We start from the raw sequence: 21648 nt of genomic DNA, 5'->3' as shown, positions 1-21648 counted from the left end.
GCAGGCGGCTGCCGGGAGCGGGGCCGCAAGCATCCGTCGCTTTGGCAAAAAGGACGATTAAAGTGTCGAAACTTACCTTGGGCTCCTACCCGCATATGCTGGGGTTCGAGCAGCTGGAACGCCTCCTGGAGCGCTCGGCCAAATCGGGCAACGAAGGCTATCCGCCGTATAATATCGAACAGACCTCTGATTTTTCCTACCGTATCACCCTGGCCGTTGCCGGTTTCGCCGAGGAAGACCTGGCGATCACCGTCGAGGACCGCCAGCTGGTGATCCGCGGCCGCCAGAACGACGACAGCGAGGGGCGGGTGTTCCTGCACCGCGGCATCGCGGCGCGCCAGTTCCAGCGCATGTTTGTGCTGGCCGATGGCGTCGAAGTGGGCGAGGCGGTGATGGAAAACGGGCTGCTGCATGTGGACCTGACCCGTTCCCGGCCCGAAACCGTGGTTCAGACGATCAACATCAAGAAGGGGTAAGAGCAATGCATACACCGTTTGACTTCAAGGAGGCCGGCAACCGGACCGTCTATGTGAAGGCGGTTGCGGTGGCAGATCTCCCCAAGGACGTGCAGGCGAACGCCGGCGGGCGTGAGCAGCTTTACGCGGTGCACGACGCCGAGGGCGGCCAGCTGGCGCTGGTGGCCGACCGGCAGCTGGCCTTTGTGCTGGCGCGCCAGAACGACATGACACCGGTCGCGGTGCATTAAGTCCAGAGCACGCACAAGTGCAAGGCCAGCGGATTGACATCCGGCGGCGGGCTTTGATGATGCGAAAGGCGGGCATGTGCCCGCCTTTTTGATTTTCTGAAAGCTGGGAGGGCGGTCATGGTGCGCTGCGACTTCGACTGGGTGGATGCGTTTTCGGACCGGGCCTTTGGCGGCAACGGCTGCGCGGTGGTGCATGGCGGCGCGCATCTGCCGGAGGCGGTCTGCACCGCATATGTGCGGGAGACCTCGCTGGTGGAATGCACCTTCACCGGCCCGTCGGAAGTGGCGGATGTGAAGGTGCGCTATTTTCTGGCCAGCCGCGAAATCCCCTTTGCCGGCCATCCGACCATTGCCACGGTGGCGGCGATGCGGGACCGCGGGCTGTTTCAGGGCGATAGCATCACGCTGGAAACCGGGGCGGGGATCGTGCCGGTCAGGCTGGACGGCGATCTGATCGAAATGACCCAGGTGGCGCCGGAGTTCGGCCCCTTTGCCGATCCGGAACTGGTGGCGGCGGCGGTGTCGCTGCCGGTGGAGGCCATTGCCGGGCGGCCGCAGAAGGTGTCCACCGGGCTGCCGTTCTGCGTCACCGTGCTGCGCGACAGGGCGGCGCTGGAGGCGGCGGAGCTGAACCTGGAGGCGCTGGCTGCCTTGGGCGCATCGCTGGGCGCCGATGGCATTGACATGATGGAGCCGTTTCTGGTGACGCTGGAGGGGGCGACGGCGGCGGGCGACACCTTCTCCCGCCTCCTGATGGCGCCGCCCAGCCCGCCGGAGGATCCGTTCACCGGGTCCGCCACCGGGGCGATGGCGTCTTATCTGTGGCATCACGGGCTGATGCAGAAAGCGGAGTTCACTGCGGAGCAGGGCCACGGGCTGGGCCGCCCCGGCCAGGCGCGGGTTGCACGGGTTGGCACGGCGGAGGCGATTGAAGGCGTGCGCGTTGCGGGCGAGGGGTTTGTGCTGATGCGCGGAACGGTGGACCTGCCCGCAGCGCTGTGACCGCTGGCGGCGGCCTCAGGCGGTTTGCGCGGCTGCCAGGCCGTATTCGCGCAGGGTCAGGTCAAACGCGCTGCCGCAGCGTGGCGGCTGCGTGGAGGGGCCTTTTTGGTGCACATGAAGGCCGATGATATCGGGCTGCCCCAGCAGCGCCCGGGTGTGCGCCGGGTCGTAGAAATCACAGCTGGCGCCCGGAAGATAGTACATTGATTTCATTGGCTTGGCCTCCCCGAACCGGTTCTGCCGCTTGAGGATGCGCACCATCGCCTCGTTGCCATAGACGGTCATGCCGAGATCGGTTGCGCGGAATTTCCGGCCAAGCGCGCGCAGCAGCGCGGGCTTAACCACCCGCCGTTTGAAGCCGAGCCAGTCCGGCCACAGCTCAGGATGGTCAAGCACCATGAGGAAGTCGCCGACAAAGGGGTCGTCGGGCGGGAAATACAGCGCCGAATAGCCCACGGTGGCCTTGCCGTCGAAGGCAAACCAGGCTTGGGCCGGGTCCGGCTGGAAGTCCTGGAACAGGATGACGTCGGTATCCAGCCAGAACCCGAGGCCCTGTTTCTGAAGCGCGATCCGGAAAATGTCGGAGTAGCTGAGCCGCTCCTGCCGCGGGCTGTAGCGGGTGCGGATCAAGGGTTTCAGGCGCTCCAGCGTGTCCAGCGGCAGCACCTCCCCGGCCGGCTTCAGGCAGACGCCGGGCGGCACGCCGCGGGGCGGGCAGGCGGGGTCGGTGACATAAAGATCCACGCCGCAGGTGTGGCGCTGCCAGGACATGACGGCCAGCTGCGTCAGCAGCGGCAGCTCTTCACCGATCCAAAGAGAAACGACACGCACCTGAAATCCGCCTGCAATTCTGTATTTTTGCGGGATGATTAGCGGTTTTCCGCCGATGCGGGAAGTATTCCGGCGCAGGGCTGTGCGCATCCGAGCAGGACCGTTGCCTTTTTGACCACGGCGAAGACGGGGCGGTGCGCCGGTTCAGGGGCTTTGGGGTGCCAAACAGAAAACGGCCCGCCGATTGGCGGGCCGTTCATGTTTCTCACACTGCCGTCAGGCTCAGGCCTTGATCAGGCCCATGCTTTCCAGCTTGAGCAGCACCTGGTGGGCGCAGTTGTCGACGTCGACGTTCTCGGTCTCGACCACCAGCTCGGCGTTCTGCGGAACGTCGTAGGGGTCGGAGATGCCGGTGAACTCCTTGATCTTGCCTTCGCGGGCCAGCTTATACAGGCCCTTGCGGTCGCGGCGCTCGCATTCCTCGATCGAGGTGGCAACGTGCACTTCGACGAAGGCACCGAACTGTTCCACGTCCTCGCGCACGGCGCGGCGGGTGGTGGCATAGGGCGCGATCGGGGCGCAGATGGCGATGCCGCCGTTCTTGGTGATCTCGGACGCGACATAGCCGATGCGGCGGATGTTGAGGTCGCGGTGCTCTTTCGAGAAGCCCAGCTCGCTCGACAGGTTCTTACGCACGATGTCGCCATCCAGCAGGGTGACCGGGCGGCCGCCCATTTCCATCAGCTTGACCATCAGAGCGTTCGCAATGGTGGATTTGCCGGAGCCGGAGAAGCCGGTGAAGAACACGGTGAAGCCCTGCTCGGCGCGCGGCGGCTTGGTTTTGCGCAGCTCGGCGACCACCTCGGGGAAGGAGAACCACTCGGGGATTTCCAGGCCCTCGGCCAGGCGGCGGCGCAGTTCGGTGCCGGAGATGTTCAGGATGGTGACGTTATCGCGGTCTTCGATCTCGTCGTTCGGCTCGTACTGGGCGCGCTCCTGCACATAGACCATGTGCTTGAAGTCCACCATTTTCAGGCCGATTTCCTCTTCATAGGCGCGGAACAGCTCCTGCGCGTCGTAGGGGCCGTAGAAGTCTTCGCCTGCGGAGTTCTTGCCCGGGCCTGCGTGGTCGCGGCCGACGATGAAGTGGGTGCAGCCGTGGTTCTTGCGGATCAGGCCGTGCCAGACCGCCTCGCGCGGGCCGGCCATGCGCATCGCCAGGTTCAGCAGCGACATGGTGGTGGTGGCCGCCGGATACTTGTCCAGAACCGCCTCGTAGCAGCGCACGCGGGTGAAGTGGTCGACGTCGCCCGGCTTGGTCATGCCGACAACCGGGTGGATCAGCAGGTTGGCCTGGGCTTCGCGCGCGGCGCGGAAGGTCAGTTCCTGGTGGGCGCGGTGCAGCGGGTTGCGGGTCTGGAAGGCAACAACCTTGTTCCAGCCCAGCTTGCGGAAGTAGGCGCGCAGCTCGTTCGGGGTGTCGCGGCGGCCGCGGAAGTCATAGTGGACGGGCTGCTGGATGCCGGTCACGGGACCGCCCAGATAGACCTTGCCGGCCTGGTTGTGCAGGTAGTTCACCGCCGGGTGGGCGTCGTCATCGGCGCCAAAGACCTTTTCCGCTTCGCGCGCCTTGTTCGGCACCCAGTTGTCGGTGACGGTCATGGTGGCGAGGATCACGCCTTCCTGGTCGCGCAGGGCAATGTCCTGGCCCGCTTCCAGCTTGGACGCGAAGTCTTCGGAGACATCCAGGTTGATCGGCATCGGCCACAGGGTGCCGTCGGTCAGGCGCATGTTTTCGACAACGCCGTCGTAATCGGCCTGGGACAGGAAGCCCTTGAGCGGGTTGAAGCCGCCGTTCATCAAGAGTTCCAGGTCACAGATCTGGCGCGGTGTCAGGTCCCAGCTGACCAGATCGGCCGCTTCGACCTTCAGTTTCTGCGCGCTTTCATAGGAAACATAGAGCTCTGGGATGGGAGCCAGGTTGCTTTGCATAGGATGAGTCCTGTGTTTGAGAGGGGGGAGGCCGCTTGCGGAGCCGGTGAGTTCCGCATGCAGCGCGTTGTATTCTGCGAGCTTGCGGGCGAGGAATTGATCGGTGAGACGCACTTTTTCCGCCGCGCCCCGGGTGGTCAGCGAATAGGCGAACCGCTGCCGCTTGTCGGGGCCGGGGCGGGCGCTGACGGTGATCAGGCCGCCCTCTGCCGCGGACCGCAGCAGGGTGTTGAGCCGGCCCAGCGAAATCCCCAGCGCCGCGGCGGTGGCCCGCTGCGACGCATCCGGCGCCGCATCAAGCTGGCGCAGGAGGCGGAAGAGCAGGTCTTGCTCGTCCGGGGTGGATGTGGTCAGGGTCTCAGGCACGGCGCAGCGGGTCCAGGGCGTGGGGTCAAAGTGTGTTCACGCGTGAACGCATTGCATGGTTCGGCCGGGAATCAAAGGGGGAATTGCCTCGGATTGGCGATTTTTTGCTGCGTTGTTTTGCTGCAACGCATCCGGGTGCGCGGCAGAAAGTTCCCCTAAGGCGTGTCCGCCGGAATGCGGTGCCGGAGACGGGCGCCAGCCGGAAACGGGCGTTCCCGCTGCCCCGTCGCGGGCTTAACCCTGTTCTTTGGCCAGCAGCCGCGGCAGGGCGGCGGCATGCTCCACCGGCAGGGCGGCCAGCGGCTCGGCAACGCCCCGGAGCCGGAATTCCCGCAGGGCAAACCCGTCCAGACCGTATCCGGCGGCCTGCAGCACGCGGGCGGAAATCAGCAGTTCGATTCCCAGCTCCTTGGTCTGGGCCTCCAGGCGGCTGGCGGTGTTGACACTGCCGCCGATGATGGTGCGCGGCGCATGGCCGGCGCTGCCGATCTCGCCCAGCACCAGTTCGCCCAGATGCAGGCCGATGCCGATGCGGATTGCCGGCTCGCCGTCCGCTGCCAGCTGCGCGTTGAAGTCCTGCAGCGCGGTGCCGATGGCGGTGGCGGCATCAAGGGCTGCGCGGGCGGAGCGGGCGGGTGTCTGCGCTTCGAACAGTGCCAGCAGCCCGTCGCCGAGGTATTTGTCGACGGTGCCGCCGGCCGCCACGATCGCGGGCACGATGGCGTCGAAGAAGCGGTTGAGCAGGAACACCACGTCATAGGGCAGCTGGCCGGCGGTGCGGGCGGTGAAGCCGCGCATGTCGAGGAACAGGATGGCCAGCTGCTGTTCGCTGCCCTGGCTGGCATGGGCGCGGCCCTTGCGGCCGTCGGGGCGGAACATGCGGGTGACGGTGAGCGGCGCCTGGGGGCGGATCTGGCAGGCCAGCCGCATGTTGGCGGGCGCCTTGACGCGGGCCAGGCTGCGGGCCTCGGGCGGGGCGGGCGGCGGCAGGGTGTCGGCGCCTTCGTCCACCACCACCCGGCAGGTGGTGCAGCGGCCTTTGCCGCCGCACAGGGACGTGTGGTGGATGCCGTTGGCCTGGGACATCTCCAGCAGGGTCAGGCCGCGCTCGGCGCGGATTTCAGGCCCGAAGGCATAGCGGATGCGCACCGCCCGGCGCCGCCGCAGCAGCCGGTTCAGCACATGCGCCGCCGCCGCCAGCCCCAGCAGGATCAGGAAGGCCGTGAACCAGCGGCTGTCGGTCAGGAACAGCTCGGCAAAAACCTCGCGGCTGGGCCAGTTGAACGCCTCCATCAGCGCCGGGCGCTGGCTGCCCTCCACGAACAGGCCGTGGATGCGGCGGCCTTCGGTCAGGAAGCCGGCCAGGGCGAAGCCGGGGATCAGCACCGCCAGCCCCGCCATCCAGGGGATCAGCTGCCGCCACCAGCGGGTCAGCCGCAGCCAGTAGTGCAGGCCGATGCAGCCGTGGATCCACACCGCCAGCAGCAGCGCGCTTTGCTGCCAGGCCTCGGGCGAGGCCCACATCAGCACAATCACATAGGCCATCTCGTCGTTGACGCCGTAGATTTCATGCGAATAGCGGGTGAAGGCCAGATGGCTGAGCAGCTGCAGCGGGATCAGGAAGCCGAGCAGGAACTGCAGCGCCGCGCCCGGGCGCATTTTCAATGTGCGGCGGCGGGCCAGGCTCCACAGCGCCAGCCCGGCATGCAGGATCAGCGCAGTATAGAGGATGAGCCCGCCCAGGAAGCTGCGGGTGATCAGCTGGCGGACGTCCTGAAACGACTCCATCCAGTCTGGCGACAGCAGGCCGAGGCCGATGTTGATGAAGTGGAAGAAGGCATAGGTGAACAGCACCAGCCCGGTGATGATCCGGGTGCGGGTGATCCAGTTGCCCTGCCAGAGCGCGCTTGCCACTCCGCTCCTCCTGTCCTGCGGTCAGCTGAGGGCAGACTGCGGGGGCAGGGGCCTGGGGTCAATGCCGGGGTTGGGGCGCGCTCAGCCCTCCAGGCCCCAGCCGTCGGGGGCGAAGCCGTGGGAGAGGGCGGCGCGGGTGGCGACTTCCTCGCCGATCCAGATGCCGGTGGCAGAGATGATCTGATCCGGCAGGGTGGCGGCCAGATACGGGCTGCCGCCCCCGGCGTCTTTTCCGCTGACCCAGCTGCAGAGGTAGCCCTCGCGGCTCAGCTCTTCGGCCAGCTTGCGCCAGTCGGCACCGTCGCGGGCGGGGACGAAGAAATAATCCACGTCCGCCGCCTCCGGCAGGCCGTGTTCGGCCTGCAAATCGTTGAATGCCGCAACGGTTTCAGCCCGTTGCGCGGTGAAATCATGCGGCATCCCGGTTATTCCTGCTCTGCCAGGAAGCGTTCGGCGTCAAGCGCCGCCATGCAGCCCATGCCGGCCGAAGTGACCGCCTGGCGGTACTTGTGGTCGGTCAGGTCGCCGGCGGCATAGATGCCGGGGATCGAGGTTTCGGTGGAGCCGGGCTTGACCTTGACATAGCCGCCGTTGTGCAGCTCCAGCACGTCCTTGACCAGCTCGTTGGCCGGCGCGTGGCCGATGGCGACGAAGACGCCCTTGCACGGGATTTCCTTCAGCTCGCCTGTTTGCACGTTCTTGACCACGACGCCCTCGACCCCCAGCGGGTTGTCGGTGCCCACGACCTCTTCGAGGGTGTGGAACCACAGGGTTTCGATCTTGTCGTTCTTCATCAGGCGGTCCTGCAGGATCTTTTCGGCGCGCAGCTCGTCGCGGCGGTGGATCAGGGTCACCTTGGAGGCGAAGTTGGTGAGGAACAGCGCCTCCTCGACCGCGGTGTTGCCGCCGCCGATCACCACGATCTCCTGGCCGCGGTAAAAGAAGCCGTCGCAGGTGGCGCAGGCGGAGACGCCGAAGCCCTTGAACTTTTCTTCGCTCTCCAGGCCCAGCCATTTGGCGCGGGCGCCGGTGGCCAGGATCACCGCATCGGCAGTGAAGGTGGTGCCGCTGTCGGCCTTGGCCACGAAGGGACGCTGGGAGGTGTCGAGCGAAGTGATGTAGTCGCCGATGATCTCGCAGCCCATCGCCTGGGCATGCTCCTGCATCCGCACCATCAGGTCGGGGCCCTGGACCTCGGTGTCGCCGGGCCAGTTCTCCACCTCGGTGGTGGTGGTCAGCTGGCCGCCGGGCTCAATGCCCTGGACCAGGATGGGCTCCAGCATGGCGCGGGAGGCATAGACCCCCGCGGTATAACCGGCAGGCCCGGAGCCGATGATCAGAACCTTGGTGTGGCGCGTCTCGCTCATGTTCGTCCCTTACGTAAGCAGCATGGCGGGCTTGCCGCCGTCAGGAATTGCATATAGCGGCAGGACCCGCTGGCTTAAACCCCCAGCCTTTGCATGCCGCGGGATGCAGATTTGCGGATGCCGCCCGGGATTGCGGCTTGCACCTTCGGAGTGCAAAGAATATTGCGCGGTGATGAAAGATTATTGCGCGGCCCGGCGGCGGTGCTATAAGAAACGCAAAATTCACAGGAGTTTCCGGCATGGTCACAACCCGTCTAGATCCGATTGATCGCAAGATTTTGTCGGAGCTTCAGGCCGATGGGCGGATGACCAATGTCGAGCTGGCCAAGCGGGTCGGCATCTCGGCGCCGCCGTGTTTGCGCCGGGTGCGGGCGCTGGAGGAGGCCGGGCTGATTCACGGCTATCATGCGGATGTGAACGCCCGCGAGCTGGGGTTCGAGGTGCAGGTCTTTGCCATGGTGGGGCTGGAGAGCCAGGCCGAGGTGGAGCTGAGCGCCTTTGAGGAGAAGTGCCGCAGCTGGCCCCTGGTGCGCGAGTGCCACATGCTGAACGGCGAAGTGGATTTCATCCTGAAATGCGTCTCTCCGGATCTCAGCACCTTTCAAAGCTTCCTGACCAGCGAGCTGCTGACCACGCCGAACGTGGCCAGCGTCAAGACCTCGCTGGTGATCCGCGGCGCCAAGGATGAGCCGGGCGTGCCGTTTGAGGTGCTGGAGGAGCGGCTGGCCCGCGAGGCCTGAGCCAGCGCCGCGGCGCCCGCCCGCGGCGGCCTTTTCCGGGGCGGCGCCCGGGCCACTTGATCCAAGTCATTGACGCGAGGGGGAAACCCCGGATGCTGGTAGGGCGGGGCATGCCTTTTGATCGGTTTGACCCGGTCGTTGTTCCGCCGACTGGAGGTGTAACGATGGCAACTGTTCAGCAAATTCTTGATGCCAAGGGCGGCACCCTGCACACGCTTCCGCCGGAGGCCATGGTGGTCGACGCCTTGAAGCTGATGGCGGAGGAGGACGTGGGCTCCGTGCTGGTGATGTCCGGCGGCAAACTTGCCGGGATCTTCACCGAGCGGCATTATACCCGCAAGGTGTTCCTGGCTGGCAAAACCTCTCCGACGACGCCGCTTGCCGATGTGATGGCGACGGATTTCTACGGCGTCGAGCCGGGGCAGAGCGCCGAGGCCTGCATGGCGGTGATGGTGGAAAAGCATGTCCGCCATCTGCCGGTGCTGAAGGACGGCGAGCTGGCCGGGATCGTCTCGATCGGCGACCTGATGAAAAGCATCATCGACGAGGAGCAGTTCAATGCCAGCCAGCTGGTGCGCTATGTGCGCGGCATGAACTGAGCCTCAGCCCCTGCGGCGGCGGCGGTCAGGCCGCCGGCAGGGCGGTCACAGAAGGGGACCGCCCGCGCTGCCGCCCTGGCAGTCGGCGCGGGGATAGGCCAGCGGGCCAAAGTCCCTGATGCTGTCTGCGTGGGGGAACATGTTCAAAAACAAGGTTTTGATGGCATAACTGGCCAGCTTCAGCGCGTCCGGGCCGGGGTGGTAGGATTCAAACTCCAGCCCGCCGGCATTGATCACCGCATGGCGCGGCAGGCACAGGTGGTACATGTCCACCGGCGTCGGCGGCGCGGTTTCAAAGATGCTCATCCCGTCCTGAAACTCGGCAGCGGGCGTCAGCAGCGGGCCCTTGCCGCTGCCCTGCAGATGCGGCGGCGTGCGCAGCAGCCGGGCGGCGGGGCCGGCCACCAGGCTGGAGGCCGGTTTCTGCAGGCCCAGGCTGTCGGCCATGAAGCTGGTGAGGCGGTGGCTGCGGCCGCGGGTGCCGGACCGGGCCGGCAGCAGGCTGGTGCGGCCGATCCACACCAGCGGCTGGCTGCCGCCGCCGCTGGTCAGGATATCGTCGCCGGGCAGCAGATCCTCGACCGCGACCGGGCCGCTGGCGGTTTCCACCAGCGAGCCGCGGGAAAACGCGCAGAAGGCATCCTCGAACAGCGGCAGCGCCGGGGCGATGTGGCGGGTTTCCGAGATGCCGCCGCCAGGCAGCAGGCTGCAGACCTCATAGCGGCGCAGCTGCGGCTTGTTGGCCGCGCGCAGGACGGCCGGGTCCTGCAGGAATGCGGTGGCTTCGACGGCGTTGGCTGCAGCCCTTTGCAGCGACTGGGGGATGGTCATATGCGGACCTCTCCTTTCAAACTGCCCGTTTGCATCGGCCCCCACCGGCAACACAGACGCGCTTGAACGATATGTGTGTCTTGATTTGGCGGGAATTAATTCGAATTGTCAAAAAATCTGAAGCAAACTGGTTAACGTCTGGCCGGTCTGAAGCCGCTGCGCACGGGACCCGGCGGCTGGCCGGGTCCGGGGCTGGATGATTCGGCTGAGGAAGCGTCAAAGCTGGCGTGGTGTGTGCCAGACCGGCTGGGTGCCCCGGCGGCGGCCACGGGCTGGCGCGGATGCGCCAGTGTGAACCGCCGCCAAGGCACCCGTCCCCGGCGTTAAACCTGTTTCCGCTTGGGCGCCTGGCCGTCAGGCCGGCGCGCGGCGGCCCATGGCAGAACCACGGGTTCGCTGCTGGCGGAGCGGATAATGGAGGCAATGAAACGCTTGTTCATCTTCATGGTCGGTCTGTCCTTCGCCCGGCGGCACCGCCCTTCGGAGGGGCGGCGGCTGGTTATGCTTTTGTGATCTCTTTATGGGTAATCATTGCGCCGCAATTATGACCTGCGCGGGGCAATTTTGACGCCGCTGGAGCCGCCCCGGCGACCGGGTGCGGGGCCGGGAAACCGGGGCAGGGGGCTGGTTTTGTTCGGAAAATTCCGCGTGGCAGGGGCGTCCGGCGCGGCGGGTGACGGCAATTGCGGCAAAATTTCAAAAAATCTGCCGCAATCCGCCTGGTTAACGGGCTGTTAAAGCCGGATGCAGGAGATCAGGCGGCCGTAGTCGGCCTCCTTCGCGTGGGTGGCGCGGCGGTAGGAGTAGAACTTCTCCGGATCCGAATAGGTGCAGTGGCGGGTCCATTCCGCAGCACCGGCGCCAGCCTGGCGCAGCTTGTGCAGGCCCAGGCCCGGCAGGTCGAACAGGTAGCGGCCGCCGTCGCCATTGGCAAAGAAACGGGCGTAGGCCTCGTCCTGCATCATGAAGTCCTCAAAGAACTCCGGCCCCACTTCATAGGCGCGCTGAGAGATCGTCGGGCCGATCACCGCGGCGGTGTTTTCGCGCCGCGCGCCGAGGCCCTCCATGGCTTCCAGAGTGGCTTCCAGCACCCCGTCCAGGGTGCCGCGCCAGCCCGCATGGGCGGCGCCGATGACCCCCGCTTCGGGGTCGGAAAACAGCACCGGCTGGCAGTCGGCGGTCAGAATCGACAGCGCCAGGCCGGGCACATTGGTCACCATCGCATCGGCGTGCGGGCGGTCCTGCGAGGGTTCGGTGATGACGGCCACATCGGCGCTGTGGACCTGGTGCACCGCGCTCAGATGGTCTGCCGGCACGTCCATCGCTGCCGCCGCGCGGGCCCGGTTGATCTTGACCGCCTCGCGCTGATCGGTGGAGCCGAGGCCGCAGTTCAGCCCCTTGTAGATGCCCGAGGACGCGCCGCCCCTGCGGGTGAAGAACCCGTGCCGCACCGGGCCAAGCAGATCGGACGTGAGAATTTCAAGCGTCATGTGTTCAATCCCGGCGGAGGAGCGGCCTGCGAAGGATAGAGGCCGAGCACTTTGAACAGGTTTCCCATTTCCTCCGGATGCGTCAACCGCCGATGTGCGGCGATCAGGGTTTCCAGACCTTCGCCCTGCAGCGGCGCGGCGAGGGCGCGGGCGCGGTCGGTGATGCCGAGCCGTTCGAGGAATACCCCTTGGGGCGTAAGGCGGGTGAAGGCGCAACCGTTGGTTTTTGCGGCCATGGCCAGTGCCTCGAAATCCACATGGGCGGTGAGGTCGGCCTCTCCCGGCGTTTGCAGCGGGTCGGCGGGTTCATGCGCGCGCAAGGCCTGCAGGGTGTCCCCCAGCGCCCGCCAGTCGCCGTAATCCACGATCAGCGCGGCGCCGCCATGAGAGGCGATTCGGGTGGCGATGGCCGCGGTGACGGGGCCTGCGGGTTCGCACAGTTCGACCAGATCGCCGTCGCGGGTGTCCGCCAGCCGGTGGTCCAGCGCGGGCTGCGGCGCGGGCGGCGTGCGGCCGAAGCTGAGCGCGCCGTCCTTAAGGCCGATGCGCTTTTCGCTCCAGCCGCCGCCCGCGCGGAGGAACTGGCGGATGGGCAGGGCGTCGAAGAACTCATTGGCGATCAGGAACAGCGGCTGATCGGGCAGGTCCGCGGCGCTGTCCAGCCATTCGGGCGCATAGCCCTGCAGCGCCTTGGCCTGGGCTGCGCGCAGGGCGGGGGAGGCCTCGATCAGGCGGATCTGCATGGCGGTGTGGAAGCCGGGCACGCCGCGGGTGGCGCGCAGCAGGTCCGCCATCAGGGTGCCGCGGCCGGGGCCAAGCTCGGCCAGGGTGAAGGGGGCGGGCGATCCCTGATCCAGCCAGCTTTGCGCCAGGGCAAGGCCCAGCAGCTCGCCGAACATCTGGCTGATTTCCGGCGCGGTGGTGAAATCGCCCTGGGCGCCCAGCGGGTCGCGGGTGGTGTAATAGCCGTACTGCGGGTGCAGCAGGCAGTCGCCCATGTAGTCCGCGACGGACATCGGGCCGTCCGTCTGGATGCGCGCGGTGAGGTGATCCATCAGGCTCATGCGGGGCTCCGGGCGGTGTGGCGGGCGCGGATCAGGAAATAAAGGCCGATCGCTATCATCGGCAGCGACAGCGCCTGGCCCTGGGTCAGGCCGATGCCGCCGATGTGCCAGGCCAGCCCCAGCGGGTTGCCGGGGGTGACGAACTGCGCATCCGGCTGGCGGACAAATTCGACCAGGAACCGGGCCAGGCCGTAGCCCGCCAGGAACACCCCCAGCAGGCGGCCCGGGCTGTGGAAGGCGCCCCGCCGCCAGGCGAGGTACAGCAGCAGCGCGCCGAGGATCAGCCCTTCCAGAATGGCTTCATAGAGCTGGGAGGGGTGGCGGGCGCAGAGCTCACCCAGTGCCTGGCCGCAATCCTGCGCCGCCTGGCCGGGGAAGGCGACGCCCCAGGGCAGGTCCGTCGGGCGGCCCCACAGCTCTGCATTGATGAAATTCGCGAGCCGTCCCAGGAGCAGCCCCGGCGGCACCGTGTGGGCGACCAGGTCGGAGATCTGCAGTTTCGGGATGTTGTGGCGCGCGGCAAAAATCAGGGTGGCCAGCACCACGCCGATCAGCCCGCCGTGAAAGGCCATGCCGCCCTGCCAGATCTTCAGGATCTCCGCCGGGTTGGCCAGGTAATAGGCCGGCTGGTAGAACAGCACGAACCCCAGGCGCCCGCCCAGGATCACCCCGAGGATGATCCAGGTCAGCAGATCCTCCACCTGTTCGGGGCGCATCGGCGGCTGGTGCGCGGGCCACAGCGCGGGGCGGCGCAGCGCGGCCACCGCAAGGCGCCAGGCAATGACGATGCCGGCGATATAGGCCAGCGCGTACCAGCGCAGGGCAAATTCGAAGCTGCCGATGGCGATTGAGAAAATCTCGGGCGAAAGGTCGGGGAATTGGATCAAGGCCTGCATGTGCGACTGAATGCCTTTGCGGGTTAAGGGAAGTCAACGGCTTGCCGCCGCGGCTTTGCTTGCCCATATAGGGGACAACCTTGAGACGGAGAAGAACATGCAGACCCGCAACAAGATCCTGGACGATATTTCGCAGCTGATGACCAATGCGATGGGCGTGGCCCAGGGCGCCAAGGACGAAGCCGAGACCGCGATGAAGAGCATGATCGACCGCTGGCTGGCCGACCGTGACTTTGTCACCCGCGAGGAATTCGACGCGGTCCGGGCGATGGCCCAGAAGGCGCGCGAGGAGAACGAGGCGCTGAAGGCGCGGCTGGACGCGCTGGAGGCGAAAGACAAGGCCTGAGCCTTGGACCGGCGGGCAGGCTGCCCGCGCCCCGTGCTGAATTGAGGCCCGCTGCGGAGTGATCTGCGGCGGGCTTTGCTGTTGCAGCCTGTGCATGGCTGCCGTGCAAATATACAGGTCGCTTTCCGCCCGCCCGGTCGAAATCCGCGCAGCGGCGGCGGCACGGTCTGGTGCATGCTGCCTCTGCCGCTTGAAAAGGAGTCTGGCATGGTTGCGGTCTATTCGGTGCCCAATGCGTTCAGCACCCAGGAATGCGCGGAGATCATCCGCAAGACAGAGGAGGCGCCGGACAGCGAGGCGCGGCTGGTGGGGCAGACCCGCGACCACAACCTGCGCCGGGCCAGCGTGGTGTGGCTGGACGATGTGCCCGGCACCAGCTGGGTGATGGACCGGCTGATTTCGTTGGTGCGGCGGGCCAACAGGGAACGCTTCGGCTTTGACCTGCGCGAGTTTGCCGAAAGCCCGCAGACCGCCAGCTATGGCGCGGAGGAGGGCGGGCATTTCGCCTGGCACTCCGACATCGGCGACGGGCCGGTGGCGGGCAAGCGCAAGCTGACGCTGGTGGTGCAGCTGAGCAAGCCCGGGTCCTATGACGGCGGCGCGCTGGAGATCATGCCGGGCGCCCATGTGATCACCGCCAGCCGGGGGCAGGGCAGCTGCACGGTGTTTCCCAGCTTTCTGCTGCACCAGGTGACGCCGGTCACCCGCGGCACGCGCAAGTCGCTGACGGTCTGGGCGCACGGGCCCGCGTTCCGCTGAGCCTTCGGCCAGCTTGACAGGCACGCCGCCCGGCCTGCTGCCGCCCGGCGCCTTTCGCAGCACCGCAAGATATGGGTGGTCCGGGTGATATCTGCCAGTCATAAGAGGCTGACTGGCCCACAGCTGTCCCGCCGGCATTTAGGGGGCTGTGGATAGTTCATCCACAAGTTATTGCAGATATCCCCAAATAAAGGGTTGCCAGATCATAAATTCAGCCCCACCATATATAGTATGGGAGCGGGGATGCATCCCCGGCCCATAGCAGAAAAACCTAGCTATTGGGCGCTCTTTGCCCGGTAAGCCGGGCAATATTGAGAGGTGGCATCATGGCACTATCCGAGCTTCACCTGGAAGAAGACATCCATCCCATTGACATCGTCGAGACCTTGGCGTCGCACCATGACTGGGACTTTGACCGGGTTGGCGATGACCAGATCGCTATGTCGGTCGAAGGGCAGTGGCGCACCTATTCGCTGACGCTGGCCTGGTCGGGCTATGAGGAATGCCTGCGGCTGGTCTGCAGCTTTGAGATGGAGCCGCCGGAGGCGGAGCTGCCGCGGCTGTATGAGCTGATCAACCAGATGAACGACCAGTGCTGGGAAGGCTCCTTTACCTATTGGGCGGACCACAAGCTGATGCTGTTCCGCTACGGGCTGATGCTGTCCGGCGGCCAGATGGCCAGCCCGCAGCAGATCGACGCGATGCTGAACGCAGCCGTCGCCAATGCGGAGCGCTACTATCCGGCGATCCAGCTGGCGGTCTGGGGCAAGCGCAGCCCGCAGGAGGCGATGCAGGTCGCCATTGCAGAGGCTTACGGGCGGGCGTAAACCTTTCCCTGAACCTGAGATTTAGGGGAGGGGCTTACGATGGATATGCAGGAAATCGCTGCGCGCGGGCTGGTGCTGCTGGGCTGCGGCAAGATGGGATCGGCGATGCTGGCCGGATGGCTGGAGGGCGGATTGCCCGCTGCCTCGGTCTGGGTGATTGATCCGCACCCTTCGGACTGGCTGAAGGGGACCGGCGTCCACCTGAATGCGGAGCTGCCCGCGGCGCCGGGCATCGTGCTGATCGCGGTGAAGCCGCAGATGATGGGCGAGGCGCTGCCCACGCTGCAAAGCTACGGCAACGGCCAGACGCTGTTCATTTCGGTGGCGGCGGGCACCTCGATTGCGACATTCCAGGACATTCTGGGGGCCGAAACCCCGATCGTGCGGGCGATGCCGAACACGCCGGCCGCGGTCGGCCGGGGCATCACCGCGATCATCGGCAACGCCCATGCGGCGCCCAAGGATCTGGAGCGGGCCGAGGGGCTGCTGCAGGCCGTCGGGCAGACCGTGCGGCTGGAGAATGAGGGCCAGATGGATGCCGTCACCGGCGTCAGCGGTTCAGGCCCCGCTTATGTGTTCCACCTGATCGAGACATTGGCCGCCGCGGGCGAGGCGCAGGGGCTGCCGGCGGAGCTGGCGATGCAACTGGCCAAGGCAACTGTCGCGGGCGCCGGTGCGCTGGCGGAGGCGGCAGAGGACAGCCCCGGCCAGCTGCGTGTCAACGTGACCAGCCCCAATGGCACCACCCAGGCGGCGCTGGAGGTGCTGATGGATGAGCAGGACGGCTTCCCACCGCTGCTGAAGCGTGCGGTTACGGCGGCAACGGACCGGTCCAAGGAGCTGTCGCGTGGCTGAGATTACTTTTGACGACTTCCTGAAGGTCGACGTCCGCGTCGGCGAAGTGGTCCGTGCGGAGCCGTTTCCCGAGGCGCGCAAGCCGGCAATCAAGCTGTGGGTCGATTTCGGGCCGGATATTGGCGTAAAAAAGAGCTCAGCGCAGATTACGGCGCATTACATGCCGGAAACGCTGGTGGGCAAGCAGGTTCTGGCCGTCGTAAACTTCCCGCCGCGGCAGATCGGCACGTTTATGTCAGAGATCCTGGTTCTGGGCCTGCCGGATGAAAACGGAGAGATATTCCTGGCGGGCCCCGACGGAAAGGTCCCGCTGGGCGGGAGGATGCACTGAGATGAAAATCTGGATTGCGCGGCCGATGACGGCAGCGGTCACGGCACGGGCGCGGGAGGTGTTTGCTGATCTGGAAATCCGTGAGACCAACGCGGTGATGAGCGAGGCGGAGATGCTGCGGGCGCTCAGCGACTTTGACATCGTGGTGCCGACGCTGGGCGACAAGTTCACGGCGGACATTTTTGCCAAAGCGGGCACCCCGCGCTGCAAGCTGCTGGCCAACTTCGGCGTTGGCTACAACCATATCGACGTCGAGGCTGCGCGCGCGGCGGGCGTTGAGGTGACCAACACGCCGGGTGCTGTGACCGATGCCACAGCCGATGTCGCGATGACGCTGATCCTGATGTCGGCGCGCCGCGCCTCGGAAGGCGAGCGGATGCTGCGCAAAGGCGCGTGGGAGGGCTGGCACCCGACCCAAATGCTGGGGCTGCACGCCACCGGCAAACGCGTCGGCATCGCCGGCATGGGCCGCATCGGCCAGGCGATTGGACGGCGCTGCCATTTTGGCTTTGGCATGGATGTGTCCTATGTGGCGCGTTCGGAGAAGGATCTGGATTTTCCGGCGGACCGGGCCGAAAGCCTGGCCGCGATGGCGGCTGAGGTCGACTTTCTGGTGGTGGCGGTTCCGGGCGGGCCTGAGACCCATCATCTGATCAATGCAGAGGTGCTGAATGCGATGCAGCCCCACGCGCATCTGATCAACATTGCCCGCGGCGAAGTGGTGGAGGAGGCGGCGCTGATCGAGGCGCTGCAGAACCGCCGCATCGGCGGGGCGGGACTGGATGTCTATGAGTTCGAACCCAAGGTGCCGCAGGCGCTGGTTGATCTGGACAACGCCACCCTGCTGCCGCACCTGGGCACCGCCACAGAAGAAGTGCGCAGCAACATGGGCCATATGGCGCTGGACAACGTCGCGGCCTGTCTCGCAGGTGAGGCGCTGCCGAACCGGGTCTGATGCGGGCGGTCAGTCGTCCTTGGGCTCGTCGCGGCGGTGATCCCAGGCTGGGTCTTCCTTCTTGATCTTCCGGGTCATCCAGGCGCCTGCCGGCCAGGCCGAGACAGCGGCGATGGCGATGCAGACAGCGATGGACTGCCAGGAATAATAGCCAAGGGTGAAAGCGGCGATGATCAGGGCGCCTGCGATGCAGGCGCCTGCCAGGCTGGCCATGTGAAAGCGCAGCTTGCCGGCGAGCGGATCCCGTGCGGTCATGACGATCTCCTGTATAAAGGGCTTGTACAGGGGTGAAACGCAAACGGGGCAGGCCGGGTTCCGCACCTGCGGTCCTCTAGCGGCTGCCGACGGCCTCGCGCCAGTGGCGGCGGCAGAGCGACACGTAGGTTTCATTGCCGCCGATCTGGACCTGGTCGCCCTCGGTCATCACGCGGCCCTGGCCGTCCTGGCGCACCACCATGGTCGCCTTCTTGCCGCAATGGCAGATGGTGCGCACCTCGCGCATTTCATCCGCCAGCGCCAGCAGGGTGGCAGAGCCGGGAAACAGGTTGCCCTGGAAATCCACCCGCAGTCCGTAGGCGAGCACCGGCACCCGCAGGTCGTCGACAACGCGGGCCAGCTGCCAGACTTGCGCCGGTTGCAGAAACTGGGCCTCATCGACAAAAATGGCCGCCACCGGACCGCGCGCCAGGCGCTGCTCGATGCGCTGGTACAGGTCGTCGCCGGCGGCAAACATGTCGGCCTCTTCGCCGATGCCGATGCGCGAGGCGATCCGGCCCGCGCCGGCCCGGTCATCCAGCTGCGCCGTCAGCAGGTAGGTGTCCATGCGGTTTTCGCGGTAATTGTGCGAGGCCTGCAGCAGCACCGTCGATTTGCCCGCGTTCATGGTGGAGTAGTTGAAATAGAGCTTGGCCATGGCGGCGGTTTACCCGCACCGCGGCGCCGGGAAAACCGGATTCGTGCAGGTGACCGCGCGGCAGCGGCAGGCGTGCATCAGCAGGGGATGGCCTCCCGGGGCTGACGTGGCCGGGGAGGAACAAAACCCCGTAAGATCAGCCAACGCCAAACTGCCCCGGAAGGCGCAAGTTCCGGGCAGACCAATTACCCTGGTTGCAGGACGTCACTCACCCGTCCTGCCTTGCACTGGACAACAGATGCCAATTGCACCATGCCACTCGCTAAATCCCTGAAAACCTGAGGGATGGATAAGGTATCGCAATTGATCTACAACTCAGAAATGGGAAATTAACCAGTTCGTTCCCCATGGGGGCGGCGGGCAAGCCAGGTAGGATGTATATGGCTGAAATCGGGACGTATCTGAAGAAGCACACCGAAGCGCTGGTCAAGGATGTCGGCATCGAGGCGGCCTGCCAGATCACCGGCAAGTCAAAGGCGACGCTGGGGCGGTATTACTCCGACAATGCAGAACACGCGGACCGGTTCATGCCGGTGGATGCGGTGGCCAAGCTGGAAGGCGCGGCGTCATATCCGCATGTGACGTCGGCGCTGGCGGACCTGAAGAACATCACCCTGTCTTATAACGGCAACGGCAGCGCCGGGGAAACCGGCCGCAGCGGCGGGGTGAATTCGGACGTGATTGCGCTGAGCCAGCGGTTTGCCCAGCTGATGAGCGAATACCAGGCGGCGATCGAGGACGGCATCATCACGGTGAACGAGGCCAAGCGGCTGCTGCGGGAAACCGTGCTGCTGCAGCAGGTTCTGCTGGATATGAAGCTGCATCTGGAAGAAGAAAGTGCCTGAGACCCTTGATCTGAGCGGCCTGCCAGCCGTTGCGGCAGGGGAGCTGCACCCGATTGACGTCGACGCGCTGGCCGCGCCCGGCGATCCGCGCCACCCGCCGCGCATCCTGCTGCTGTATGGCTCCCTCCGCGAGGTGAGCTATTCCCGCAAGGCGGCAGAGGAGGCGGCACGGGTGCTGCAGGCCCTGGGCTGCGAGACGCGGATTTTCGACCCGTCCGGCCTGCCGTTGCCCGACGATGCAGGCGCGGCGGAGCATCCCAAGGTGGCAGAGCTGCGCGATCTGGCGGTGTGGTCCGAGGGCATGGTCTGGTCCAGCCCGGAGCGCCACGGCGCGATGACCGGCATCATGAAGCTGCAGATCGACTGGCTGCCGCTGTCCTTGCAGGGCGGTATCCGCACCACCCAAGGCAAGACGCTGGCGGTGATGCAGGTCTCCGGCGGCTCGCAAAGCTTTAACGCAGTCAATCAGATGCGCATCCTGGGCCGCTGGATGCGGATGCTGACGATCCCGAACCAAAGCTCGATCCCCAAGGCCTGGCTGGAATTCAGCGAGGGCGAACGGCTGCCGGAAGGCCCGTTCTACCGCCGCTTGGTGGATGTGATGGAGGAGCTGGTGAAGTTCACCTGGCTGGTGCGGGGGCGCAAGGATTACCTGGTCGACCGCTACTCGGAACGGGTGGAAAGCGCCGAAGAAGTGCATAAGCGGGTGTCGCAGAAGTAACCCGGCGGGCCCGGACCCTGGCACGAATATTAAGGCCCCGGCAACGCTGCCGGGGCCTTTTCTTGTCTTAGATCAGCGGGATCAGCGGCACATCGCAGGCGGCCAGAAACAGAAGGGCGGTGGCAAGCAGGGGCAGCCGCATACGGGGCTCCTTTGAAGTATGTTACGGTTGCCGCAACCTTGCCCTGCGGCTGCAACCGCGGCAAGTGCCGCTGATTCTGTGCGGCGGGAATATGCGCGGGTTCTCAGGAAAACAGGGCGCGGCCCGCTGTTAAAGACTCGCGGCGCGCGGGAGCCTGCGTTTAGCCATTTGTTAAGGCTCATTTGTGCCGCATTTGGGCCGCGAAGTTACCACCGGGAGCGGAAAATGCGCGGAAACCGGGGAAATTGCTGCCGCATCTCCTAACGAAAACCGTAAGGTTTTCCAGTGATTTAAGGTGAATTTTCGGAAAACCGAGCGGGAGCGTTAAGAAAATAAGGGGTTTTGGCGGAGCGGGTGATGCACGCGGTGCGTGTCTTAATCTTTTGTTAATCCTGTCTCATTCTGCTCATCTTTCTGCCAGCGCGGCACCGCAGCAAGCCGCATTCCAGCCTCAGGACTCACCCACCATGGCGGTGTGGGAAAAAGGAGTGGGTCATGAGACGATTGCTAGGAATTGCCGCCGCTGTTCTGATGGGGCTGAGTGCCGGAGCTGCCGCCGCGGACGGGCGGCGGGCACCGGTGCAGTCGGTGCCGGGATGGGAGGCGGTAGGCCGCCTGAACATCGGCGGCCGTTCCATGTGCACCGCCAGCCTGATCGCGCCGGACATGGTGCTGACCGCGGCGCACTGCATGTATGACATCCGCACCGGCCGCGCGGTGGACCCGCGCAGTGTCCAGTTCGAGGCGGGCCTGAACGGCCGCCGGTCGAAGGCATCGCGCCGGGTGTCCAAGGTGGCGATCCACGCAGGCTACCAGCATGGCCGGACCGGCCAGTTCCAGACCGGCACCGATATTGCGGTGCTGCGGCTGGAGCGCCCGATCAGCGCCGATGTGGTGCGCCCGCTGGCGCTGGCTGCTGCGCCGGAGCGGGGCGCGCGGGTCGATGTGATGTCCTATTCCCACAGCAATGCCACCTCGCCGCGGCTGCAAACCGCCTGCCAGGTGCTGGTGGCCCGCCAGATGTCGCTGATCACCAGCTGCCGGGTCGAACTCGGGGCCTCCGGCTCGCCGGTGCTGCAGACCCGCCCGGGCCGCGCGCCGCGGCTGGTGTCTGTGATCTCCTCCAAGGCGCAGCTGGGCGGCAAGCGGGTGTCGCTGGCAGCCCCCCTGGGCCACGCGCTGCAAACGCTCATGCGGCAGGCGGGCTGACCGCTCC

General features: G+C 66.0%; 26 protein-coding genes. 14 read left to right on the top strand and 12 right to left on the bottom strand.

The window, feature by feature from the left end; all coding sequences use genetic code 11:
- Positions 1-62: 62 nt before the first annotated feature.
- The 3 genes from CAER_RS0107955 (at position 63) to CAER_RS0107945 (ending at position 1708) form a co-directional block, all read left to right on the top strand.
- Positions 63-476, top strand: coding sequence for an Hsp20 family protein (locus tag CAER_RS0107955; protein WP_027234847.1), 414 nt, complete (start codon positions 63-65; stop codon positions 474-476).
- A 5-nt stretch (positions 477-481) separates the two neighbouring features.
- Positions 482-706, top strand: a complete 225-nt coding sequence (locus CAER_RS0107950) for a DUF1150 family protein (RefSeq protein ID WP_027234846.1) — start codon at positions 482-484, stop codon at positions 704-706.
- Between the two features lie 117 nt (positions 707-823).
- Positions 824-1708: a PhzF family phenazine biosynthesis protein gene (locus CAER_RS0107945; protein ID WP_027234845.1), complete on the top strand. Its 885-nt coding sequence runs from the start codon at positions 824-826 to the stop codon at positions 1706-1708.
- 15 nt (positions 1709-1723) lie between these two features.
- Here the strand turns inward: CAER_RS0107945 and CAER_RS27810 are convergent, their stop codons facing one another.
- The 5 genes from CAER_RS27810 to trxB form a co-directional block, all read right to left on the bottom strand.
- The gene (locus tag CAER_RS27810; protein WP_154667756.1) at positions 1724-2539 is read right to left on the bottom strand and encodes a hypothetical protein; all 816 of its coding nucleotides are present in this window, start codon (positions 2537-2539) and stop codon (positions 1724-1726) included.
- Positions 2540-2761: 222 nt separating this feature from the next.
- On the bottom strand, positions 2762-4837 hold the full coding sequence (locus tag CAER_RS0107935) for a bifunctional sulfate adenylyltransferase/adenylylsulfate kinase (RefSeq protein ID WP_027234844.1): 2076 nt from the start codon (positions 4835-4837) through the stop codon (positions 2762-2764).
- Between the two features lie 234 nt (positions 4838-5071).
- Positions 5072-6751: an adenylate/guanylate cyclase domain-containing protein gene (locus CAER_RS0107930; RefSeq protein ID WP_027234843.1), complete on the bottom strand. Its 1680-nt coding sequence runs from the start codon at positions 6749-6751 to the stop codon at positions 5072-5074.
- Positions 6752-6832: 81 nt separating this feature from the next.
- On the bottom strand, positions 6833-7171 hold the full coding sequence (locus tag CAER_RS0107925; RefSeq protein WP_027234842.1) for a ribonuclease E inhibitor RraB: 339 nt from the start codon (positions 7169-7171) through the stop codon (positions 6833-6835).
- 5 nt (positions 7172-7176) lie between these two features.
- Positions 7177-8118: a thioredoxin-disulfide reductase gene (trxB, locus tag CAER_RS0107920; protein ID WP_027234841.1), complete on the bottom strand. Its 942-nt coding sequence runs from the start codon at positions 8116-8118 to the stop codon at positions 7177-7179.
- Positions 8119-8357: 239 nt separating this feature from the next.
- Between trxB and CAER_RS0107915 the strand changes: the two genes are divergently transcribed.
- A complete protein-coding gene (locus tag CAER_RS0107915) occupies positions 8358-8858 on the top strand; it encodes an Lrp/AsnC family transcriptional regulator (protein WP_027234840.1) in 501 nt (166 codons plus the stop codon).
- Positions 8859-9022: 164 nt separating this feature from the next.
- Entirely contained in the window at positions 9023-9457 is a 435-nt protein-coding gene (locus CAER_RS0107910) for a CBS domain-containing protein (RefSeq protein WP_008557657.1), read from the top strand.
- A 45-nt stretch (positions 9458-9502) separates the two neighbouring features.
- Here CAER_RS0107910 and CAER_RS27805 read toward each other — a convergent pair whose 3' ends face one another.
- The 5 genes from CAER_RS27805 to lgt form a co-directional block, all read right to left on the bottom strand.
- Positions 9503-10288 (bottom strand): Hint domain-containing protein, encoded by a 786-nt coding sequence (locus CAER_RS27805; protein WP_036797160.1) that lies wholly within the window; start codon positions 10286-10288, stop codon positions 9503-9505.
- Between the two features lie 323 nt (positions 10289-10611).
- Positions 10612-10734: a hypothetical protein gene (locus CAER_RS30620; RefSeq protein ID WP_259972033.1), complete on the bottom strand. Its 123-nt coding sequence runs from the start codon at positions 10732-10734 to the stop codon at positions 10612-10614.
- 288 nt (positions 10735-11022) lie between these two features.
- Positions 11023-11778: a peptidoglycan editing factor PgeF gene (gene pgeF, locus CAER_RS0107895; RefSeq protein ID WP_027234839.1), complete on the bottom strand. Its 756-nt coding sequence runs from the start codon at positions 11776-11778 to the stop codon at positions 11023-11025.
- Positions 11775-12842 (bottom strand): class I SAM-dependent methyltransferase, encoded by a 1068-nt coding sequence (locus CAER_RS0107890; protein ID WP_027234838.1) that lies wholly within the window; start codon positions 12840-12842, stop codon positions 11775-11777. Before CAER_RS0107890 ends, pgeF begins: the two co-directional genes overlap by 4 nt.
- Complete coding sequence (lgt, locus tag CAER_RS0107885; protein WP_027234837.1) at positions 12839-13738, bottom strand: prolipoprotein diacylglyceryl transferase; 900 nt, start codon at positions 13736-13738, stop codon at positions 12839-12841. The genes CAER_RS0107890 and lgt overlap by 4 nt, the downstream gene beginning before the upstream one ends.
- A 97-nt stretch (positions 13739-13835) precedes the next feature.
- On the opposite strand from lgt, the gene CAER_RS27800 reads away from it, so the two are divergent.
- From CAER_RS27800 to CAER_RS0107855, 6 genes are all read left to right on the top strand, one after another.
- Positions 13836-14084, top strand: a complete 249-nt coding sequence (locus CAER_RS27800; RefSeq protein WP_036797158.1) for an accessory factor UbiK family protein — start codon at positions 13836-13838, stop codon at positions 14082-14084.
- A gap of 207 nt (positions 14085-14291) precedes the next feature.
- Positions 14292-14843 carry a 2OG-Fe(II) oxygenase gene (locus tag CAER_RS0107875; protein WP_027234836.1) on the top strand — a complete coding sequence of 184 codons (552 nt, stop codon included), beginning with the start codon at positions 14292-14294 and terminating at the stop codon, positions 14841-14843.
- A 326-nt stretch (positions 14844-15169) separates the two neighbouring features.
- Positions 15170-15670 (top strand): type III secretion system chaperone family protein, encoded by a 501-nt coding sequence (locus tag CAER_RS0107870; protein WP_027234835.1) that lies wholly within the window; start codon positions 15170-15172, stop codon positions 15668-15670.
- A gap of 39 nt (positions 15671-15709) precedes the next feature.
- Complete coding sequence (gene proC, locus CAER_RS0107865) at positions 15710-16525, top strand: pyrroline-5-carboxylate reductase (protein WP_027234834.1); 816 nt, start codon at positions 15710-15712, stop codon at positions 16523-16525.
- The gene (locus CAER_RS0107860; RefSeq protein WP_027234833.1) at positions 16518-16856 is read left to right on the top strand and encodes a tRNA-binding protein; all 339 of its coding nucleotides are present in this window, start codon (positions 16518-16520) and stop codon (positions 16854-16856) included. The genes proC and CAER_RS0107860 overlap by 8 nt, the downstream gene beginning before the upstream one ends.
- Before the next feature lies 1 nt (position 16857).
- Positions 16858-17811, top strand: a complete 954-nt coding sequence (locus CAER_RS0107855) for a 2-hydroxyacid dehydrogenase (protein WP_027234832.1) — start codon at positions 16858-16860, stop codon at positions 17809-17811.
- Between the two features lie 9 nt (positions 17812-17820).
- Here the strand turns inward: CAER_RS0107855 and CAER_RS0107850 are convergent, their stop codons facing one another.
- The gene (locus CAER_RS0107850) at positions 17821-18066 is read right to left on the bottom strand and encodes a hypothetical protein (protein WP_051357755.1); all 246 of its coding nucleotides are present in this window, start codon (positions 18064-18066) and stop codon (positions 17821-17823) included.
- Between the two features lie 76 nt (positions 18067-18142).
- Entirely contained in the window at positions 18143-18724 is a 582-nt protein-coding gene (locus CAER_RS0107845) for a thymidine kinase (protein ID WP_027234830.1), read from the bottom strand.
- Positions 18725-19104: 380 nt separating this feature from the next.
- Between CAER_RS0107845 and CAER_RS0107840 the strand changes: the two genes are divergently transcribed.
- From CAER_RS0107840 to CAER_RS0107830, 3 genes are all read left to right on the top strand, one after another.
- On the top strand, positions 19105-19569 hold the full coding sequence (locus tag CAER_RS0107840) for a hypothetical protein (RefSeq protein WP_027234829.1): 465 nt from the start codon (positions 19105-19107) through the stop codon (positions 19567-19569).
- Entirely contained in the window at positions 19562-20290 is a 729-nt protein-coding gene (gene arsH, locus CAER_RS0107835; RefSeq protein ID WP_027234828.1) for an arsenical resistance protein ArsH, read from the top strand. Before CAER_RS0107840 ends, arsH begins: the two co-directional genes overlap by 8 nt.
- 637 nt (positions 20291-20927) lie before the next feature.
- Positions 20928-21641, top strand: coding sequence for a trypsin-like serine peptidase (locus tag CAER_RS0107830; RefSeq protein WP_027234827.1), 714 nt, complete (start codon positions 20928-20930; stop codon positions 21639-21641).
- Positions 21642-21648: the final 7 nt, after the last annotated feature.

This window comes from Leisingera caerulea DSM 24564 (assembly GCF_000473325.1).
Taxonomy (GTDB): domain Bacteria; phylum Pseudomonadota; class Alphaproteobacteria; order Rhodobacterales; family Rhodobacteraceae; genus Leisingera; species Leisingera caerulea.
Note: the sequence above shows the minus strand (reverse complement) of the source record. Positions and strands in the feature narration are given on the sequence as shown.

Coding starts and splice junctions, on each gene's coding strand:
- CAER_RS0107950 (WP_027234846.1), top strand. CDS start 482: ATGCATACACCGTTTGACTTCAAGGAGGCCGGCAACCGGACCGTCTAT.
- CAER_RS0107945 (WP_027234845.1), top strand. CDS start 824: ATGGTGCGCTGCGACTTCGACTGGGTGGATGCGTTTTCGGACCGGGCC.
- CAER_RS0107925 (WP_027234842.1), bottom strand. CDS start 7,171: ATGCCGCATGATTTCACCGCGCAACGGGCTGAAACCGTTGCGGCATTC.
- trxB (WP_027234841.1), bottom strand. CDS start 8,118: ATGAGCGAGACGCGCCACACCAAGGTTCTGATCATCGGCTCCGGGCCT.
- CAER_RS0107915 (WP_027234840.1), top strand. CDS start 8,358: ATGGTCACAACCCGTCTAGATCCGATTGATCGCAAGATTTTGTCGGAG.
- CAER_RS0107910 (WP_008557657.1), top strand. CDS start 9,023: ATGGCAACTGTTCAGCAAATTCTTGATGCCAAGGGCGGCACCCTGCAC.
- CAER_RS27805 (WP_036797160.1), bottom strand. CDS start 10,288: ATGACCATCCCCCAGTCGCTGCAAAGGGCTGCAGCCAACGCCGTCGAA.
- CAER_RS30620 (WP_259972033.1), bottom strand. CDS start 10,734: ATGAAGATGAACAAGCGTTTCATTGCCTCCATTATCCGCTCCGCCAGC.
- pgeF (WP_027234839.1), bottom strand. CDS start 11,778: ATGACGCTTGAAATTCTCACGTCCGATCTGCTTGGCCCGGTGCGGCAC.
- CAER_RS0107890 (WP_027234838.1), bottom strand. CDS start 12,842: ATGAGCCTGATGGATCACCTCACCGCGCGCATCCAGACGGACGGCCCG.
- lgt (WP_027234837.1), bottom strand. CDS start 13,738: ATGCAGGCCTTGATCCAATTCCCCGACCTTTCGCCCGAGATTTTCTCA.
- CAER_RS27800 (WP_036797158.1), top strand. CDS start 13,836: ATGCAGACCCGCAACAAGATCCTGGACGATATTTCGCAGCTGATGACC.
- CAER_RS0107875 (WP_027234836.1), top strand. CDS start 14,292: ATGGTTGCGGTCTATTCGGTGCCCAATGCGTTCAGCACCCAGGAATGC.
- CAER_RS0107870 (WP_027234835.1), top strand. CDS start 15,170: ATGGCACTATCCGAGCTTCACCTGGAAGAAGACATCCATCCCATTGAC.
- proC (WP_027234834.1), top strand. CDS start 15,710: ATGGATATGCAGGAAATCGCTGCGCGCGGGCTGGTGCTGCTGGGCTGC.
- CAER_RS0107855 (WP_027234832.1), top strand. CDS start 16,858: ATGAAAATCTGGATTGCGCGGCCGATGACGGCAGCGGTCACGGCACGG.
- CAER_RS0107850 (WP_051357755.1), bottom strand. CDS start 18,066: ATGACCGCACGGGATCCGCTCGCCGGCAAGCTGCGCTTTCACATGGCC.
- CAER_RS0107845 (WP_027234830.1), bottom strand. CDS start 18,724: ATGGCCAAGCTCTATTTCAACTACTCCACCATGAACGCGGGCAAATCG.
- CAER_RS0107840 (WP_027234829.1), top strand. CDS start 19,105: ATGGCTGAAATCGGGACGTATCTGAAGAAGCACACCGAAGCGCTGGTC.
- CAER_RS0107830 (WP_027234827.1), top strand. CDS start 20,928: ATGAGACGATTGCTAGGAATTGCCGCCGCTGTTCTGATGGGGCTGAGT.